This window comes from Bacteroides sp. 1001136B_160425_E2 (assembly GCF_015559655.1).
GTDB classification, from domain to species: domain Bacteria; phylum Bacteroidota; class Bacteroidia; order Bacteroidales; family Bacteroidaceae; genus Bacteroides; species Bacteroides luhongzhouii.
This window is the reverse complement of sequence record NZ_JADMQH010000025.1, coordinates 12,540-29,145: the sequence shown is the minus strand read 5'-3', so window position 1 is coordinate 29,145 and position 16,606 is coordinate 12,540. Positions and strand designations below refer to the sequence as shown.

Here is a 16,606-nt window from a genome sequence, read left to right as displayed (position 1 = left end):
AATGAATTTTATTTGTCGTTATTGTTGTTTTCATCACAGAACTTGAAAACTTCCGTGGAATTTTCCCCTAACCATCCGGCTTTTACATTGACTCCGGTCTGCACCTTGATAAAGTCGATATGGGAAAGGTTTGCAGGTGTACCGTCGATATTGAGCGCATCGGAAATCTTAAAATAGTTTCCAAGTGCTCCCGCGTTAGGATTGTCTTTATTGGGCATATCATCACCAATATTATCGGCATATCCCCACCCGAACGGATTATTGGACCACATGCCTGTCGACGGGCTTTGTTCGGTACGTGCTTTCAGGCATGTGCCGTATAACGTATAGGAATCCGCTTCAATCCACAAAGGATAATAAAACTCTTGCGGGTGATAGTTGCCGAGACGGTCAATCGCTCCTTTATTTCCCTTGTTGTCCTGCCATTGAGTATCCATGTTGGGACCGGGACGGAAATAAGTTACGGCATAGTCCTGAATGGTTTCGGGTTTTCCATATTCAGAACCCTTCAGTTCATACCATTCATCGTTGGGCAAGCCGTCTCCATTGACATCTTGCATTACCCATACAATGCCCGGTTCATTTGACGAATCAAAGGCATTTCCTTTGATGGAAAAATCATAACCGCCTTTGTTTTCGATACTGTGGTCGAATCCTACTACGATATATCCTCCCCAACCTCCAAGAGAAACATATTGTTCATTATCAAGACGTTTTTGTGCGTAAGCACAGGCTGCTTCGTGCGTGCTTTCCCCATTGAAACCTGCTGTATTCGTTTCGTTTACGAATTGTCCCGGAGCCGGAACAAATTCATATACTTTATTGCTGTAAATGGAATTTCCGGCAGCAAAAGGTCTTTTTCCGGCCGCTTCACAACATTTCACCGGAATATTGACACTGACTTCATCGACACCGGAAACAGCAATATTACGAGTGAGGGTTGCTTTTGTTATTTGATTATCGTATTTCACGGTAAAAGTAAGCGTGTGTTCTCCGGTTTTAGAGGGTTTGAAACCGTAAACCAAGGAATTGGCTCCCTCAATCGGTTGCCCGTCCAAAATCCATTGATAAGAAGGCTCGGCACTTATTGATACAAAGGGGCGGACAAACAAAGTACGTCCTAATTCTACGTATTTGGTATTATCCTCGGTGAAATATAAAGATGACGGAACTACGATTTCAATTGGAAGTTTATCGACAACCTCAATAGAAACTGTCTTCTCTGATTGTCCGTCTTCATTCGCTACAGTTAAAGTCAGTTCATAAGTTCCCAACTCATCTTGCTTGAATGTATAAGTATTTTCAGTTCCGACTTCGTTCCCGTTAAGAGTCCACAAATAAGTAGCTCCTTCTGCATTTTGAATGTCGGGAGTAAGGATATATTCACGTCCTGCGACAACTTTAAGCCCTATAGAGGGGGTTACCAATGAAATGACGGGCGGAGCCAATTCATTGACATCCACACGAATTTCTTCCTCTGTGCTGGCATCCCTCGTATCCACACGCAGGGTAACGTAATACGAACCGCATTCGTTGAAAATGTATTTCAATTGAGGCTCATCGGAAATGATACGACCGTTGCATTTCCATGAATAAACGGCGTAATCGACATTCTGATAGGTCGGCTCAATAACGACCTCTTTTCCTATCTTTACAACATAGATTCCGTCTTCGCTGTCCAATTCAATGACAGGAGGCACGGTCACGTCCTGCGATATTTCTTCGTCTTTGTTGCATGCAAATAGAAATATCGTCAAGGAAAATAAAAGCAAATACTTCTTCATTATATTTATAATTTTAACGCTGAAATTCCCTTGAAGAAAGTATTTAATTTCAATCTCCATTGGGATATAATAAAAAGGGGCAAATACTTAGCATTTGTCGTTAAAAAGCATTTGCCCCAAATTCATGTTATTCGTTTACGGTTACATCAATATCGTCTATGGCAACGTAAGCAGGAGTGTTCAATCCGTATGCGCTTGAATCGCTTCCTTTAAAATTGATAGCTACAGTACATACGCTGTCACCTAAACCGCTTAAGTCCACTTGGCTCCAACCAGTACGGATTTGATTGGCCAAGCCTGATTCTGCATCCTTACTGGAATCGAAGTTTGCCAAATAGTATTCTACTTCCTTACCTGTAGGTTTACCCGTCGCATCCAACGCAACAAATACCACCTTAAACCATCCTTTTTGTGCCGACAAAGAGCCTTGTGTAAACGAGTTGCCATCCTTCATGACCAAGTAGGTATAAGTTGTATTGCAGACCCATACACTGTTGAATTTGCCATATTTCGGTGTACCCTTAACTGGCTTCTTTGGAATTTCGACTTTATATCCGGTTGCATTGGTCAAGTAAATCTTGGCGCACTTGTCATAGGTTGCTCCCGCATCATTGTATGAATCGCTATAACCGAAAGCAACGGCAAAATTTTTACCGCTATGACCGCCATTCTTATCATAAACGCTACATTGATTCTCATAATCACCCTGTGTCAGATTATGGAAATTAGAGATGGCAAAACCACCATTCCAAAACTCATATTCCCAAGGCTGTCCGCTTACCCATTCTTGTTCCAAATAGTTAATCGGGAACTGAATGTACGTACCGGTTTGCCCGATTTGAGTGATGTAGCCGGTCGTTACCTGCTTGCCGTTGGCCGTGGCAGAATAGAGATTGTTTCCATACTGGTCAGAAGCCATTACGCTGGAAGGTACGTTATCAAAATTGATAAGCGCATTGGTAGAACTTATCGCGCGGGTTTGAATCGCACTCTCCTCATACGGAGCAAGGAAGTCATCATCGGACGAACATCCTGTGAACACTGCGGCGGCCATTGCTACAACAGCCATTGCCAAGAATTTAAGATTCTTTTTCATAACTCAATTATTAAAAGTTAAACAAAAAAGTTTAATTACACATTCGTTTTCCTTGCGATAGATTTGCAACGAATGAGAAATCGGTTATCAAAAAGAATATTAGGTGTCTTTGGACGAGCCTCTGTTCATTTTAATCTAATGCCAATTATCCCGTGGTCACTAAATCATATCTCATCAAGCAGGTCTTCTGGCTCATCCCGCTTATCGCGCCTTCCCAGCTTTCACCAGTGGCAAAGAGTGCGATAAACTTTAATAGGACTTACAGCTGCGAGTACAGCTCCGGATTTTCACCGGGATTCCCTTTTAATTCCATTCGACGCTTCGATTGGAAACTTGACTGGTGCAAAGTTAATGGTTATTTTTTAATCTCGTTTCTTTTTCCCTAATTTTTATTTCAAGAAAAGATTATTTTATAGTGCGAATTGTATTTTCATGCCAACTAAACATTTATAACAACTATGAATAGTCCTTCCCCTTTATGAATAATAACATTTCTCAATTATGGCTTTTTCTCATCTCACGTCAGCAATTCTCTTCGGAGAGGTTTTCTATGCAAAGGTACAGCGTGCGTCCGGTCGTCAAGTACCGCTTTCGCTAACGGTTCCCGGATATTCTTCACGGCAGCCTTCCGCAAATCGAAGATGGGCTTTTAGCCCCCGTCTCGTTGCAGAACAAAGCCGGTCGAGCCGGGTTTTGCCCTTGCACTCGGCGGTTGGGTATTCCGTTCCATCCCGTACACTGTTTACTTGCCTTATCCGTCCTTTTTCCGCTGTCAGTCCTGCATAAAAATCATTCCCCGACGAGAAGCCGAAGAGCTTCAAGAAAAGGGAAACAAGAAAATGTTTGACAATCTAAAATTTACAATTATGCACAGCAGGATTTTTCAAATTTCAACGGAGCCGATAGACAAAGAAAACTATCTGAATGAGGACACACTCCAGCAAGGAGACGGGAGCTTCTATGACTATTGTTCAGAAATAGACGAGGAAAACCGTAAAGAGGATATTGCCAATTTGGTCAATCATGCCTTACCCAACGGAATGTTCGAGCTTATATCCGATGACACCATGCGCTATAATGGTGGAATAGAGCAATGGAAAGAGGAGTATGTCGCCAATATCAAAAAGAGAGCGGATGCTCTTACGGTAGATAATATGTTGGAATGGGGTTCGACCTATTATCTCAAACAGGCAGTAGAAAATCCGTTGGATGTCGCCTATCATTTCTATTTGGATGGCGACGGCTGCCAGTCTTTTGCCGAACAGTCCTTTGCGTTTATGGAGTTTGTTTGTAGGCTTGAACCGGGAACGATACTCTACATCGGAGGAGTTGTTGATTATCACTTCTGATGATTGTCCGAAACATTGGCAATCACCCGCCTCAAAAGCGGGTGGTTGCTCTCTTTTTTGCACAGGCTCCCCGATTACTTTTATAACATACTCTGCCGAGTTTCCGCCATCGGCTTCCCTGCCGGTATATTCCTGTTTTAAGGGTATAATCCCTTCACAGCCCCGACATACGCCGCAGATCTGTTTTCGTGTGCAAAGGTACGGTGGACGAACATGGTTCAAGTACCGCTATCGCTACCTGAAATAAAATTTGACGACAACTTTCCGTAATCGGAGATAACGGTATTTCATAAAATTTCATCGCAGGTTCCTTGTCCGTCGTTCTTGTATCCCCCGTTTGGAACGCACATGAAAACAACCTCTTTGGGCGAAGTCAGAAGACTTCAAGAAAAGGGAAATAAAAAAAATCACTAAATCAAAAGACAATGAACAAGTACGATTTCATCAAGCAAGGCAACCTCCTTTATCGGCACACTGCCGATAACGATGTAGAATGTCGAATTATCTCAACTCCCGAAAAAGTGGATAGCGACAGTATTATTTTAGTCGCAACAGGTTCTTCTGAGATTGAAGTTTTGGCATCGGAGCTATCACCCATTGGCTCATCGAGAAGCCACAAAGAGGAATTTCTGCGCTGGAAGAAAGAGCGTGAAGCCGAGGGCATGGAGTTTTTCAGCCGGTTGTCCGAAGTCATGGAAACAGACAGCGGTTTGGCTGTAGGCGATATGGTGGCGTTTACAAACGACTATGGGGTGGTGTTTGGCCCCAAAGAAGTATTAGCTTTCAGAAAGCCGTGGAATGGCGGTAGATGCGTATATATCGACAGTGATGCCTATTGGTTTCCAGACCGTCCCGGACAGCTTACTATCCTAAGCAAAGGAGGTGCGGAATGACAACAACCGGCATACTCAAACGACTTTGCGGCAATATTGCCGCAGGTCGTTTCAACTGGCAAAAATACTGCACGCCACAACTTTACTTCGGGTGGGAGATTTGTGTTACCCCTCTGCATTGCTCATACGGACAGATAGGCTATACCGTTAATTTCCCTTATACCAATATACCGGAAGTGGAATACGATTGGGAAATGGGCAAACTGACCATTGACGGCGAGAAGTGGAAAAGTTATTTGTGGAACGAATAATAATAAATATCAATATGGCACAGAATTTTTATACCAAATGGCAGAACGCTATCCTTGCAGATGCAGGAGGCTATGTTTCAAAAGAGTATCGCAGTTTCCAGACAGCATTGGTACGTGAGATTTCCAAATATGCAACGGCGGTCGGTGCACAGGTGGCATCCAACTTAAAAGGACATTATGATACCTCATGTTTCATCGAGCGCAACGGCAAGTTCGTTTACATCAGGCACTCTTCCACGTTGGCCCGAATGGGCGGCGGCGTAAGAGTTGAACTTGATTCGTTTCTGATACGGACAGCCCAACACGCAAAAGACTACAGAGGAGGATATAACCAATATTGTGACATGGCAAATTTGCAGTCCATGATGGATGATTTACTGAAAGAATAAAAAAACGAAAACAAGAAAAGATGCGGAGCCAACCGGTTCCGCATCTTTTCTTGTTTTCCTTACCGGCGCATACCGCCACCGTATTCAGCCTCTTGTAGTTCTGCCCGATACTCTTCCAGTTCGTTCAGCTTCTCGTTCACGGCTTGCAAGTTAGCATCCAACCCGATATTGTGGTCGTAAGGGAAACGATGCTGCGCGACCAGCCCGGCATTGGTGGGCTGCCCGACATCAAGCGTATCGGATTCCTTGTTATATTCGACATACAGCACGTCGCCGTTCGGCATCTCGAAGGTCGGAATCTTTTGATGCGCCAAAGCGGAGAACTGTTCCACCGCCATCTCCCTGGCAACCTCTTTTATCGTCTCTCCGGCAATATCGACACCGTAACGCCGGATATGGTCTCGGATTTCCTGCTCCGTGAATTTCAACATCACCTCGTAGGTTCCCCCGACACTCCCGTTGTACACGACAGCAAAATTCCCGTCATCGACAATAAGGCTGTCACCCTTGTTGTTCGTAGCCGACGGATAAGTATATTTCTCGTTGATACCGTTGCCGTCATAATACTCCTTGGCAAGCGTAAGCAACCCCTCATAATCACCTTTGTCCCTAAGTTCGTCAAGCTGCCTCGTATCATCCGAGGACTGGAGATAAACGACAGAGGAATAATAAATCTTCTCCTTTGCCGCCACTCCATTCTCCTGCTTCTCACCGACATTCTGTTCCAACTCCTGCGCTATCTTATCCACCCTTTGGGTAATCATTGAAGTCGCTTTCTTTACATCCAGAAGCGTCGTCTTAATGAACTGCGGCGATTCCTTCAGCTCATCAAGCCAACTTTTGAGATACGCGCAACTGTCCTCCTTGATATGCTTGGTCATGCCATAACGCTGTGCGACCAATGCGCTGCCCAATTCCGCCACCAGTTCCTCACGGGCATACTCCGGGGAACCGAAGGCAGTCGGCTTGAATCGGTCGAGAACACCCTCCGCACCGGTCGAGTGTGTCATTTCGTGGAACAGCGTCCCATAGAACGACTCTCCCGATTTGAATTGTTCCTTTTCCGGCACGATGATTTCATTGTTCGAGATTGAATAGTAGGCTTTATCCTGATATTGCGGTGTAATCGGGCAAATCCACAGATTGTCCCGTATCATCGTATCGACAGGTGCGAAACTGAAATGCTCGCCGTTCTCAATGGCCGGACGCGAGTTTTCCCGCTCCAGCTTTTCCCATAGCTCCGGCCTCGCTTCCTGCAAATTGGTCTGCGCGACATTGAAGACACGGAACACCTGCATCTTCGGATAGACATTGTACTGATTCTTTTCTTCATCGGACAACTTCTTGTAATCGTCATACTTGATTTTCTCCCTGGTTTCCTTATGGATGCAAGTGAACGTGGTGAGCATGACCGGAAAGGACTTCTCGCCACGAAGCACGGAGACACGGGGCAGTTCCTCCCCATCCTTGCCGGGCTTGTTGAGCCGCTGCACACAGTCGAACGTACAGAAACGGGGAATCTTGTACCCCTCTTTCTCACAGTGAAGGAGCAACATAAAGGCATTCATCCCGTTGTACTCGCGCCCGTGAAGGTTGCGGGGCCACTGCAACGCACCCTCCGTAAACCAAGGCTTTTTCCAGTCCTTGTGGATGCCCTCGATTTTCTCGATCATCATTTCGGCGAACAGGTCGAGTGCCTTGTCCTCGCTGTTCGGCCCGTCGGCATTTCTTTTTCTGTAACCGGCCATAACCCTTACTGATTATAGTTAGACGAATCCGCCACATATTGCGCCAGTTCCTCCACCTTGCAGGAGAGGTTGACCTTCCCGTTGTGCGCCGACAGGTTCATTTCACCTCTGGCATCCACCTTTACACCCGGCTGCAGCCACTCATCGCGCTCCTTGCCGAAACAGAAGAAGCGCACCCACTGGTACTCGAAGCCGTCATCGACCTTCTCCGCGCTGAACGCCGAGAATACCGTGTACGGCTGGTCTTTCTTATCCCTTTTTTCTTCGATGTTCTGGCCGGTCTTGCCACGAAACACCAGTTCGCCCTTGACGGAATCCGCATTATCCGTAGCGGCATGGCAGATTTCATCGGCGAACAGGTTGAAATAGAGCTTGTCGCCCCGACGTTTGAGATACATCGTACCCCTCACTTCCACACGGGAGCCGTTCCGATAACCGGCGGCTTCTTCCTGGTTGCCCTCCCTGCGGACATCCACCTCGATAGTGTGCTGGCCACCAGTCGCCGGAATCTGTACCCGGAGTGGAAATGCCAGAAACTCTTTATCTTCTTTGTTCTTGCGAACCGACGCATCGCGGCCGATAACGCCGCATACCGTAACATTACATTTAATCATTTGTTTTTCTGTCTTTAATGATACATGGATCATCCGACAAGTGATACATGGGTTGATTGATGTTGAACTGTTGGAGGGTACAGTCAGTCAGGTGCGCGTATCATCGCCCAGACAATCCATCCGGCGATGACTAATTGCACGCCCACGACAACGAACGTCCCGATCCACCCCAACAGCAGGTAGCAGAACCGGACGTGCAAAGCAAGGATGGAAACTCCCGCCAGACACTTGCATAGCTGTATCATCACGCATTTTATCATATCGCCATGCTTTTATCTTCGCAGGTTTTCCGTCTGTCCCTGTTGCCGGGACATCCCTTGCTCGAAATTCTGAGAGGCCGCTTCCGACAGGATAACCGTATTCAGCATACCGGTTACACGCATCCGCTTGGCCTCTTCCGTGAGTGTGCCGTTGTTCAACGTGGCAGACAACCGGCTCAGCTCGGAAGCGGTCAGCTCCCGTGAGACACGCAGTTCGCCATTGTCCGCATTCAAGACAGCCTTGCCGTTCTCGCCGATAGTCAGGTCGCAGTTCTTCATATTCGGCAACAACGGCTTCAGGTCAATGGCACGAAGATCCATCATAGCAGATATGGCCGCCTTCTGTTCCTCTTCGTTCCGGTTGTCAATCTGTGTGGCCAGCAGCATCAGGGAGGCGAAAGCGGTCATCGCCATCTCCACAATCGGGTCGTTGCAACCCGACATTCCCACACCGCTGTCCTCCGACGAAAGGAGCTTCTTCATCCATCCGTCAGGCGAAAGGTTCTTTTCAGGCACGGTCTCTTCCGCCACCTTGTATTTGGCGAGCAGGTCATTACCGTTGTGCAGCATTTGCAGCTTGATATGTCCTTTCTGTGCGATTTCAGCCAGATACGCCGCAGGGTCTATGTCCCGCATCGTTCCGTCGGCATAGATATTCTTCACACCGAAATGCAGATGCTCCCCGGTCGTCCGTGTCCCCGTATTGCCCGATGTGCCGAGCCGTCCGCCGGCCTGTACCGTATCGCCGGCCTGTACCGTATCGCCGACCTTGACGGAAATCTCCTTGAGGTGCATATAGGTACATTGTACCTTGCTGCCGTCCGTCCGGGCATATTCCACCGTCAGCGACCTGCCGCCGGGCGTGTTCCTGTTTTGGTTTACCGCCACGACCTTGCCGCCGTTTTCCGTAGCCAGTACCGCGTCGCCTTTACAACGGATATCCACCCCCTTGTGCATCTGCTGCTTTGTGCCGTCCATCGGGTCTTGCCGTGTTCCGAACGGCGAGGTGACGAATAGAAATTCCTCCCGTTCCACCGGAAACGAATACCCCGTTCCATGTTCCGCACCCTCGGATGTTTGGAGCGGATTGTGTTCCACCCCGAACTGCCTGCCCTGTGCCGCCATCTCCTGCATCACCTGCCTGTCATACTGCTGCAAGCCGTTCTGTTCGATGATTCTTTGCAGGTTCTCGGCATACTTGCCTCCTGTGGCGTAACCGGCTTTCTCAATACTTTGTGCCCAGCCCTTGTAATCGTCCGGGGAGAGCTTGAAGCAACTGGCATAGCGGCTGTTCTCCTTCAAAAAGCGGGAGTGATGCTCGTATGAATCACCCACGCTGTCATAGCTGCAGAACTTTTCATTCGGCTTGTCGTCCGTATAGGTTCCGTACCTGCCGCCCCCGGCAATCCACGAGGGGGTTGCCTTGATACCGAAATGGTTGTTCTCGTTTCTTGCCAGACGGCTTTGTCCGTTGCTGCTTTCCAGTATGCCTTGCGCCAATGTGACGGAAGCCGGAATGCCATACCTGCGCATCTGTTCCATCGCATACTCCGCGTACTGTTGTGCATATTCCTGATTCTTGCCCATAATCTTCCTCCTTATCTGTGAATACCACTGTGCGTTTCCTGTTCGGCCTGCTGCTTCTCTTGCGCCTCCATGTCACTGATAGCAACCCGCTCACCGGCACGGACAAGTTTCGGCAGGTAGCTGTCAAGCTGATTCATCGGGAACTCCGCATAAGATGTGAAGCCCCGTTCCCGGTTCCCCGCATACTCATTCAGTCCGATACCCAGTATTTTCGCACTCTTTACGGCGTCCTCGTCATAGAGCCGATACACCTCTCCGGTACGGATCAGGTGCAAGGCATCGGGGTACTTTTCCTTGACCTTGTCCCAAAACTGCCGTTGTGGGGAAACATTTTCATCATTTTTCGCTTCCGGCCGGTTCTTTGCCACCGCCTCGTTCTGTTGCCGCACCTGTTCTTCCTGCTTCTGTTCCCCGACGGATTGCCCCTTTTGCAGCACATCGGCAAACAGCGTGGCCGCCAGATGCCGCTTGTAGCCTTCACGGTCTTCCGCCACCCACATCCGTTGCCATTGTTGCGGCGTGACGCTCCGGGGCTGCAATTTTTGCCCGTCGATGGTCGCCACGCACTGAATGCCGTCCTGCCTGGTCTTGAAGACAGACACACGCTGAATACGGTTCAGGTCAATCTCCGGCGTCTCGCTGCTGAACAAATCCACTTTCAGGTCAGGCTTGACTTCCGCCAGTGTATAATATTTGTGCGCCAGCTCCATGCGTACCTTGTCGATGTTGTCCATCGCCTGCTTGAGCGTGGAGAAAAAGCGGTTCACATCCTCCTTGTCGGGATAGACACTGTACCCCTCCTTGTTCTCCGGCTTGATATAGAGTGCCCATCGGTTCTTGTCATCCTGAATCATCTGTACGGCATCGAACCCGACCTCGTTCGCCCGCCTGACCGCATCCGACACGTCCAGTGTGGAAAGCCTTTCCAATGTGTAGTTCCTTAGCCTGGCCAATGTCACCAGTTTCTCGTTGAAATAGCTGTCGTCAGGTCTGTAGCCCAGCGCACCGTCGGTATTATAGAAGCGTACCTGTTCGATGCCCTCCTTATTCAAGGCACGTTCGATACGCCCCTTGTTCATGCCGGGAATCTCGTTGTTCACTTCGGTCGAAGCCCCAGCCGGCAAAATGACATCCGCCGATTTCGCTTCCCGGTCAATAACGAGGACAATACTTTTCGCCGCCTTGTCCGGGTGTTGGCGGATTTCGTTCGCCACGAAGTAATGCTTGGGCATCTGCTCCTGCATGGTCGTGGTCTGCCGCCTGTTGCGCAGGGTGGCGTACTCTATTTTCTCGCCCCGTTCCGCCTTGCGGATAACGTCAAGCGCATTGTTCACGTCGCTTTCGAGTGCATCCATCATGCAAGGATTCTCCTTGAACTCCCGACACCAGTAATCCACCGTCTTCAGACTTTCATCGGACAGACGCGCAGGCAGCCCCAGTTCCAGCATCTTGATTCCCGAAGCCAGTTCCACAATCAGCCGTTCATATTTTACCGCATCCTCCGACGGGGCCACGCCGTTCTTCATGACCATGCCCTCACGGGCAAGCCGCTGTTGGTGTCCTGTGGCACTCACAATCTGCCGCAAGGTTTCCTGCACATAGTCGTGGTAATGCTCAAAGTCCTTTTGACGCGGCATATAGACCGCATCCTTGTCCGTCTCGTAATGGGGTAATCCGCAGCCGTCCGAACGCACGGGGACGAGGTTGTCCCGCATTTTCAGCAGGAAATCGTTGAACCGGGTGCGCAACTTGCGGTTGTCCGCTTCGGTATATCCTTTCTCCTGAACACCGCCGTCCTGTCTTACCGCATCCTCGTAAGCCGGCTTGTCCACGTAGGGCAGCGTCGTCTGGTCGATGTTGAAGATAGTGCGTATCTCCCGGTTGTGGACACCCTTGAACTGTGCCTTCTGCCCTTCGTCCAACTGGAGATAGGCGGTGCGGTCGATGGTTTCATTCGGGTTGTTCCGGTTGACATACTTGTTCCAGTTATAGAACAGGAACGGTACGCCCTGCTCATGCTCCCGTACCGCAGCACCCCGTGCCTTGGTCTCGCTGTAAAGCGTGAACAGGTTGGTCTTGCATCCGTTATTGTCCGAATGCAAGGCCATAAAGAGGGCATTGAACGGACTGGCCGAGACACCCTGCGGATAGAGCCGGGGAAATCCCTTGCCCGATACGTTGAGCCAATGGCCGTCGGCGTTCGATGCCCCGCCCAGTGCGGCAGACAGCAGCTCCGCCTGCCTTGCTTCGGCTTTCTTTTCGATTTGCGACTTTTCTTTCATATCATCATGCTTTTATTGTTCATGGAATTATTGGATGCCCCGTGTGCGCACGACCGTCTCCCGCTGTCCGTCGTCGTAATTCTGCGAGGCGATATGGCGCAACTGGTCGCTTTTGGCAAGCACGGCGTTCGCCAGCGTGTTCAGCGGCAATGCCCCTGCACGGTAAGCCTCTCCGACAGTCGGCGTGAGCTGGATAGTACAGGGAACACGGTCTATCGTGGCGATGAGCGTGCTGCCTTGCAGTACCGGGTTCACGATACGGGGATTGAGCGGCTCGTCGGGATAACGGCGGTACTGTTTCTCCGTCTGTTCGGCAGCGGACGGCATGGGTCGCCCCAAAGCCTCGTGTCCAGCCTTGTTCAGCAGGTTCGCGCCGCCCAGACCGACAAGGAGCATCTTCAGCAACGGGTTACGCACGAACAGACCGGCCACGATACTCGCTATCGGCAGCAGGTTGTCCCCCAGGCGCAACGATTGTGTCTTGCCGGTAAACGCCCCCAGCAGGATGTCGGGCAGCATGGCCATGACATATCCGAGGTTGCCCGTGACGTCTCCCATACCGTCCAGCCCCAGCATACCGAGCAATCCGTTCCAACCGTTCGTGTTGTTCTGTACGGCCTGTTCCTCTTGCATTTCTTCCTTGTGGGGAACAACCGCCTGCCGTTCCTCTTTTTCTTCTTTTTCCCTCTGTTCCGTCTCCGGCTGCGCTGACTCCTTTTTGGCAGTTACAGCCGTTGCATTCTTATATTTCTCCAAATGCTTCAGATAGGCTTCTTCCTGTCCGGGAGCGACGACCAGCGGCACATCCTTGTACCGTTCGGCACGTTCATTCTTCTTTTCAGGGTGTCCGGGCAGTTCGGGCATTTGGAAAGGGGTAAACTTCGGCGTCTGCATCCACTTCAAAAAATTAAAGTCCATCACCGGTATTTTCTTTTTCAATCGCTCGTTGGCCGCCATGATAAGCGGACTCTCGCCGGTCTGTACCGTTGCAGCCTCTTTGCGGAAGTCCGCAAACACGTTCCGTTCGCTGCCGAACACCCCTTTGCTGATGCACTGTTCCACAGAAAGCGTATCAGGCTTTTTCGGCTCGAAACGGGAGGCGACTGCCGAGATAGCCACATCTGCCCCGACAAACTTCGCCAGTGTTGCCCACGAACCCACGCCGCCCATCATCACGGTATCTGCCGTTGCGCCCAGTACCCGACCCGCGCCTTTTTCCCATCCTTTCGGACGGTAGGCCGCTTCGCCCCGTGCCTCGATTTCCTCGGCAAGCGGCGAGCGGTTCAAGGTCTGCGAGAGTCCGAGCAGGCTCGATTCGGCGGCCTTGCGGATGATGTAGTCGGCTGACGATTTCGGCATACGCTCCTTGACCAGCCGGTCAATCATCAGTTCCTCCACCCGGTAGTCCATATAGGCATAGGCAAGGTCACCGCCTAATTGTTCCGACAGTTCATCGTAACGCTTGCGTCCGATTTCCTGCACGACGGTATCACGCCACTGCCCGGCCATGTATGCGAGGTCTTGCTGTATCTCCTTGGAGCCGGTAATCTCCGCCTTGCACATTCCGATATAGTCCTCCGTTGTCTTCGAGTTCCATTCGCCCGTGACCTTGAGTACCTGGTATGGGTCGCCCATCGGTTGTGCCGCAGACGCCATCGCGCTGAGTATGCCGCCCAAGGAGGTGGAATATTCCCTCATTTCCTCGCCCTGTTTCTTCGTGAGGTAAGCCTGCGTTTTTGACATGACGGGCGCAAGGTGGCAATGGAAATAGTCGCTCACGAGGCGTTCCATTTCCGCGAATTGCCGGCTATGTTTGATTCCATCCATATTGTGTACTATATATTTATCTGTTTCAATAACTGTTCTTTCGTCTGCTCGATGGCGTTGTGGTAAACCTCCATCTGCCGGGGAAAGAACTCTTCCAGCCATGCGTCCTTCTCGATGTTGTCCTGCATGAACCGTATCGCCTGCTCCCGTTCGATTTCGACGGATGTCTCGCCCTCTTCCCGGTTGTTGAACCATGCCTTCGTCCACCAGCGCACACCCGCCCGGTCGGGATAGACCGTGACAAGCCTCGGTATGTCGAAGCTCTGGATGTCGATGTCCAGTTCCGCCAACGGGTCGATGACACCGTTATATGTCAGGGCTTCGTCATGGAGTTTTTTTTTACGTCGCCGTCCGCTGTGGAGAGGTACACGTCATGCCGCAGGGCGAGGTAATGCAGGAAATCCGCAATCAGGAGGTTCTGTACCTTGCAGGCCAGCGGCAGGGCTTTGTGTCCCAGTCCGAGCGGATTGGCCATGCTCGGCATATTCTCGTAGAAATACTCCTTCATCGCGCCCACCGTGAAGATGTGGCGTAGCGACTGCTCCGTATTTCGGGGCAAGGTGTATGTCCCATGCCGCAAATCCTCCATGTAATGCGGCAGGAAGCGCAGCATCAGTTCCTCTATCTCCCTCTTGTCGTGTTCGTAATCGGTTTTCAGTTCCAGACCGGAGAAATAGTCAGTCTCGTGTCCGCCAGCCTGACGCATCGCCTGAATATTCCCGTACAGCATCGTCAGGAACTCCAGCGGGTTCAGTTCCTCTCCCTTGAAGCGGACGGCGATATGCAGCTTGTCGCCGCTCAGGGCTACCGTCTGCCCGGCCTTGACACGCTGGCCGAATTGGGCGAACACATTGGACAGGTTTCCGTAGGTCACCTCATACTCCCCGTAGCGGATGGTCTGGCAGATGCCGTGTCCGCTATCGTTGCCCACGCCCGACACGATGCCGCTGGCAAGGGCGGAAAGCGTATAGCACCGCACGTTGAAGTCGATGCCGTGATGAAAGAATTTCTCGCCCGTCGCCGGGTCGGTCTGTTCGCCGTAGCCGAGCGACAGCTCCACATCCTTGCCCTGCTGTTCCTCGAAAGGCATACAATAGCCGCTCTCGGATTGCAGGATCATTTCTTCTGTATATTTCATGCTGTTTCCATTTTGATTCATATTCCTATCTTCTCATCCCTCCGCTGTGCGTCTGTTTCTCGGCCGGAAGGTCAGGTGTCCGGCTACGCTGCACGTTTCCCGTTTCCTGCGTTCGGAGGACACCCGCGTTATTACCGATAAGCATCATGCCGAGGAACGCCCCCGCGATTTTTCCTAACCAGCCGAAGCGTCCGAATATGAGGAACGCCGCCGCGACCAGTCCGGCGATGCCCAACCCCGACACGTTGCCGCTGCCGAGGTTGCGGAAAAAGTTGCCGAACATATCCATGACACCGCCACCAGAGGCTTGGCGCAGAAAGTTCGACACGCCGTTCAGCTTGTTGTCGATACCGGTCACCGCACCGCTGACCGAGCCGATGGCTTCCCCGGCCTTGCCCGTCAGTTCACGCACACCGTCAGCCGTCTCCGCGAGGGTATTCGTCGCCAGTTCGCCGATGACCGCATCGCTCACGATGCGCACCACGCTTTTGTCGGTGGTCAGCTTCTCCCAGCCCACATAACCGACTGCGCCGCCGACAGTCGCCGTCTTGACGGCCTGACCCGCACCACGCAAGGTTTGCGAGGGGTGCAAAGCCGCATTGCCCATTTTCTTGCCGGTAGCCGCCGTAGCCGTCCCGACACCTTTCATGGCCTTGCCGCCATATTTCAATATTGAATCCCAAACTCCCATACGTTATCTGTTTTTAAGGTCTTACATTTTTTCCTATCTGCCGCCAGCGTCGCTTGGCAGCTTCCACGATGTCCCGCTTGTCGGCCGCCGGACGTGCCCCTTCGTCGATTTCACGCCAGATGTCGCCCATTGTCGTGTACTTCACCGCCTTGGTCAGCCGTTGCAGCTTCTTGTTCATCAGCTTGAGCTTCGGACGGATGCCGAAGACGATTTCCATGCGCTCCTTTTCCGTCATCTTGTTCTCCGAAAGACACGCCATGCGGATGTCGTTCACAATCTCCACGCTGTTCATGATCAGTTCCCGGTAAATCCGGTTCCGTTGCGTGGAGAGGGCGATGGCCAGTGCATTGGGACTGTTACGGCTTACCTGTCTGGTAAAGTCCCCCATGTTGTCCGTCAGTTTCGATATTTCGTGGTAGAAACCGTATATCTGCGCCGCATAGCATACAATCGACCGGAAAGAGTCCAGATAGTTGTTGAACTCCCGTTGCAGGTCGGTCGTGGCTTTCACTTCCTCTTTCGTCCACAGGTGTCCGGTGGTCTGCAGCAGCATGACCTTCTCCTGGTTCTTCAGCTCCTTTTCCGCCTTGTCGGTATAGAGCAGGATCATCCCGGCAAGCACGGGGTCGTTCTGCGCCCGTACCTTGCCGATACCGATGCACAGCAAAAAGATTCCTATCCAAATCGTCCGTTTCAT

Annotated in this window: 16 protein-coding genes and 1 riboswitch; of the genes, 4 read left to right on the top strand and 12 right to left on the bottom strand. The window is 50.9% G+C overall.

Annotated elements, in window-relative coordinates:
• Positions 1–8: 8 nt before the first annotated feature.
• The 3 genes from I2I04_RS20570 to I2I04_RS20560 all read right to left on the bottom strand — a co-directional run bounded on the left by I2I04_RS20570 (position 9) and on the right by I2I04_RS20560 (position 3,701).
• Positions 9–1,784: a PKD-like domain-containing protein gene (locus tag I2I04_RS20570; RefSeq protein ID WP_195310121.1), complete on the bottom strand. Its 1,776-nt coding sequence runs from the start codon at positions 1,782–1,784 to the stop codon at positions 9–11.
• 127 nt (positions 1,785–1,911) lie between these two features.
• Positions 1,912–2,880, bottom strand: a complete 969-nt coding sequence (locus tag I2I04_RS20565) for a DUF4465 domain-containing protein (RefSeq protein WP_008782464.1) — start codon at positions 2,878–2,880, stop codon at positions 1,912–1,914.
• Between the two features lie 159 nt (positions 2,881–3,039).
• Positions 3,040–3,232, bottom strand: a riboswitch (cobalamin riboswitch).
• A gap of 226 nt (positions 3,233–3,458) precedes the next feature.
• Complete coding sequence (locus I2I04_RS20560) at positions 3,459–3,701, bottom strand: hypothetical protein (RefSeq protein WP_229096044.1); 243 nt, start codon at positions 3,699–3,701, stop codon at positions 3,459–3,461.
• A gap of 45 nt (positions 3,702–3,746) precedes the next feature.
• On the opposite strand from I2I04_RS20560, the gene I2I04_RS20555 reads away from it, so the two are divergent.
• From I2I04_RS20555 to I2I04_RS20540, 4 genes are all read left to right on the top strand, one after another.
• Complete coding sequence (locus I2I04_RS20555) at positions 3,747–4,229, top strand: hypothetical protein (protein ID WP_016278616.1); 483 nt, start codon at positions 3,747–3,749, stop codon at positions 4,227–4,229.
• Between the two features lie 425 nt (positions 4,230–4,654).
• Entirely contained in the window at positions 4,655–5,122 is a 468-nt protein-coding gene (locus I2I04_RS20550; protein WP_008782466.1) for a hypothetical protein, read from the top strand.
• Positions 5,119–5,373: a hypothetical protein gene (locus tag I2I04_RS20545; RefSeq protein WP_008782467.1), complete on the top strand. Its 255-nt coding sequence runs from the start codon at positions 5,119–5,121 to the stop codon at positions 5,371–5,373. Before I2I04_RS20550 ends, I2I04_RS20545 begins: the two co-directional genes overlap by 4 nt.
• 14 nt (positions 5,374–5,387) lie before the next feature.
• A complete protein-coding gene (locus tag I2I04_RS20540) occupies positions 5,388–5,762 on the top strand; it encodes a hypothetical protein (protein ID WP_008782468.1) in 375 nt (124 codons plus the stop codon).
• Positions 5,763–5,821: 59 nt separating this feature from the next.
• Here the strand turns inward: I2I04_RS20540 and I2I04_RS20535 are convergent, their stop codons facing one another.
• The 9 genes from I2I04_RS20535 to I2I04_RS20495 form a co-directional block, all read right to left on the bottom strand.
• Positions 5,822–7,510 carry a zincin-like metallopeptidase domain-containing protein gene (locus I2I04_RS20535; RefSeq protein WP_008782469.1) on the bottom strand — a complete coding sequence of 563 codons (1,689 nt, stop codon included), beginning with the start codon at positions 7,508–7,510 and terminating at the stop codon, positions 5,822–5,824.
• A 5-nt stretch (positions 7,511–7,515) separates the two neighbouring features.
• Positions 7,516–8,124 carry a hypothetical protein gene (locus tag I2I04_RS20530; protein WP_016278615.1) on the bottom strand — a complete coding sequence of 203 codons (609 nt, stop codon included), beginning with the start codon at positions 8,122–8,124 and terminating at the stop codon, positions 7,516–7,518.
• A 272-nt stretch (positions 8,125–8,396) separates the two neighbouring features.
• Positions 8,397–9,971 carry a glucosaminidase domain-containing protein gene (locus I2I04_RS20525; RefSeq protein ID WP_195457668.1) on the bottom strand — a complete coding sequence of 525 codons (1,575 nt, stop codon included), beginning with the start codon at positions 9,969–9,971 and terminating at the stop codon, positions 8,397–8,399.
• An 11-nt stretch (positions 9,972–9,982) separates the two neighbouring features.
• A complete protein-coding gene (locus I2I04_RS20520) occupies positions 9,983–12,253 on the bottom strand; it encodes a zincin-like metallopeptidase domain-containing protein (RefSeq protein WP_195457667.1) in 2,271 nt (756 codons plus the stop codon).
• Between the two features lie 27 nt (positions 12,254–12,280).
• Complete coding sequence (locus I2I04_RS20515) at positions 12,281–14,080, bottom strand: hypothetical protein (RefSeq protein ID WP_008782473.1); 1,800 nt, start codon at positions 14,078–14,080, stop codon at positions 12,281–12,283.
• An 8-nt stretch (positions 14,081–14,088) separates the two neighbouring features.
• Positions 14,089–14,370 carry a hypothetical protein gene (locus I2I04_RS20510; protein ID WP_004301295.1) on the bottom strand — a complete coding sequence of 94 codons (282 nt, stop codon included), beginning with the start codon at positions 14,368–14,370 and terminating at the stop codon, positions 14,089–14,091.
• A 23-nt stretch (positions 14,371–14,393) separates the two neighbouring features.
• A complete protein-coding gene (locus I2I04_RS20505; protein ID WP_016278613.1) occupies positions 14,394–15,218 on the bottom strand; it encodes a M23 family metallopeptidase in 825 nt (274 codons plus the stop codon).
• A gap of 25 nt (positions 15,219–15,243) precedes the next feature.
• The gene (locus I2I04_RS20500; protein ID WP_008782475.1) at positions 15,244–15,909 is read right to left on the bottom strand and encodes a hypothetical protein; all 666 of its coding nucleotides are present in this window, start codon (positions 15,907–15,909) and stop codon (positions 15,244–15,246) included.
• A gap of 13 nt (positions 15,910–15,922) precedes the next feature.
• On the bottom strand, positions 15,923–16,606 hold the full coding sequence (locus tag I2I04_RS20495; RefSeq protein WP_195457666.1) for a hypothetical protein: 684 nt from the start codon (positions 16,604–16,606) through the stop codon (positions 15,923–15,925).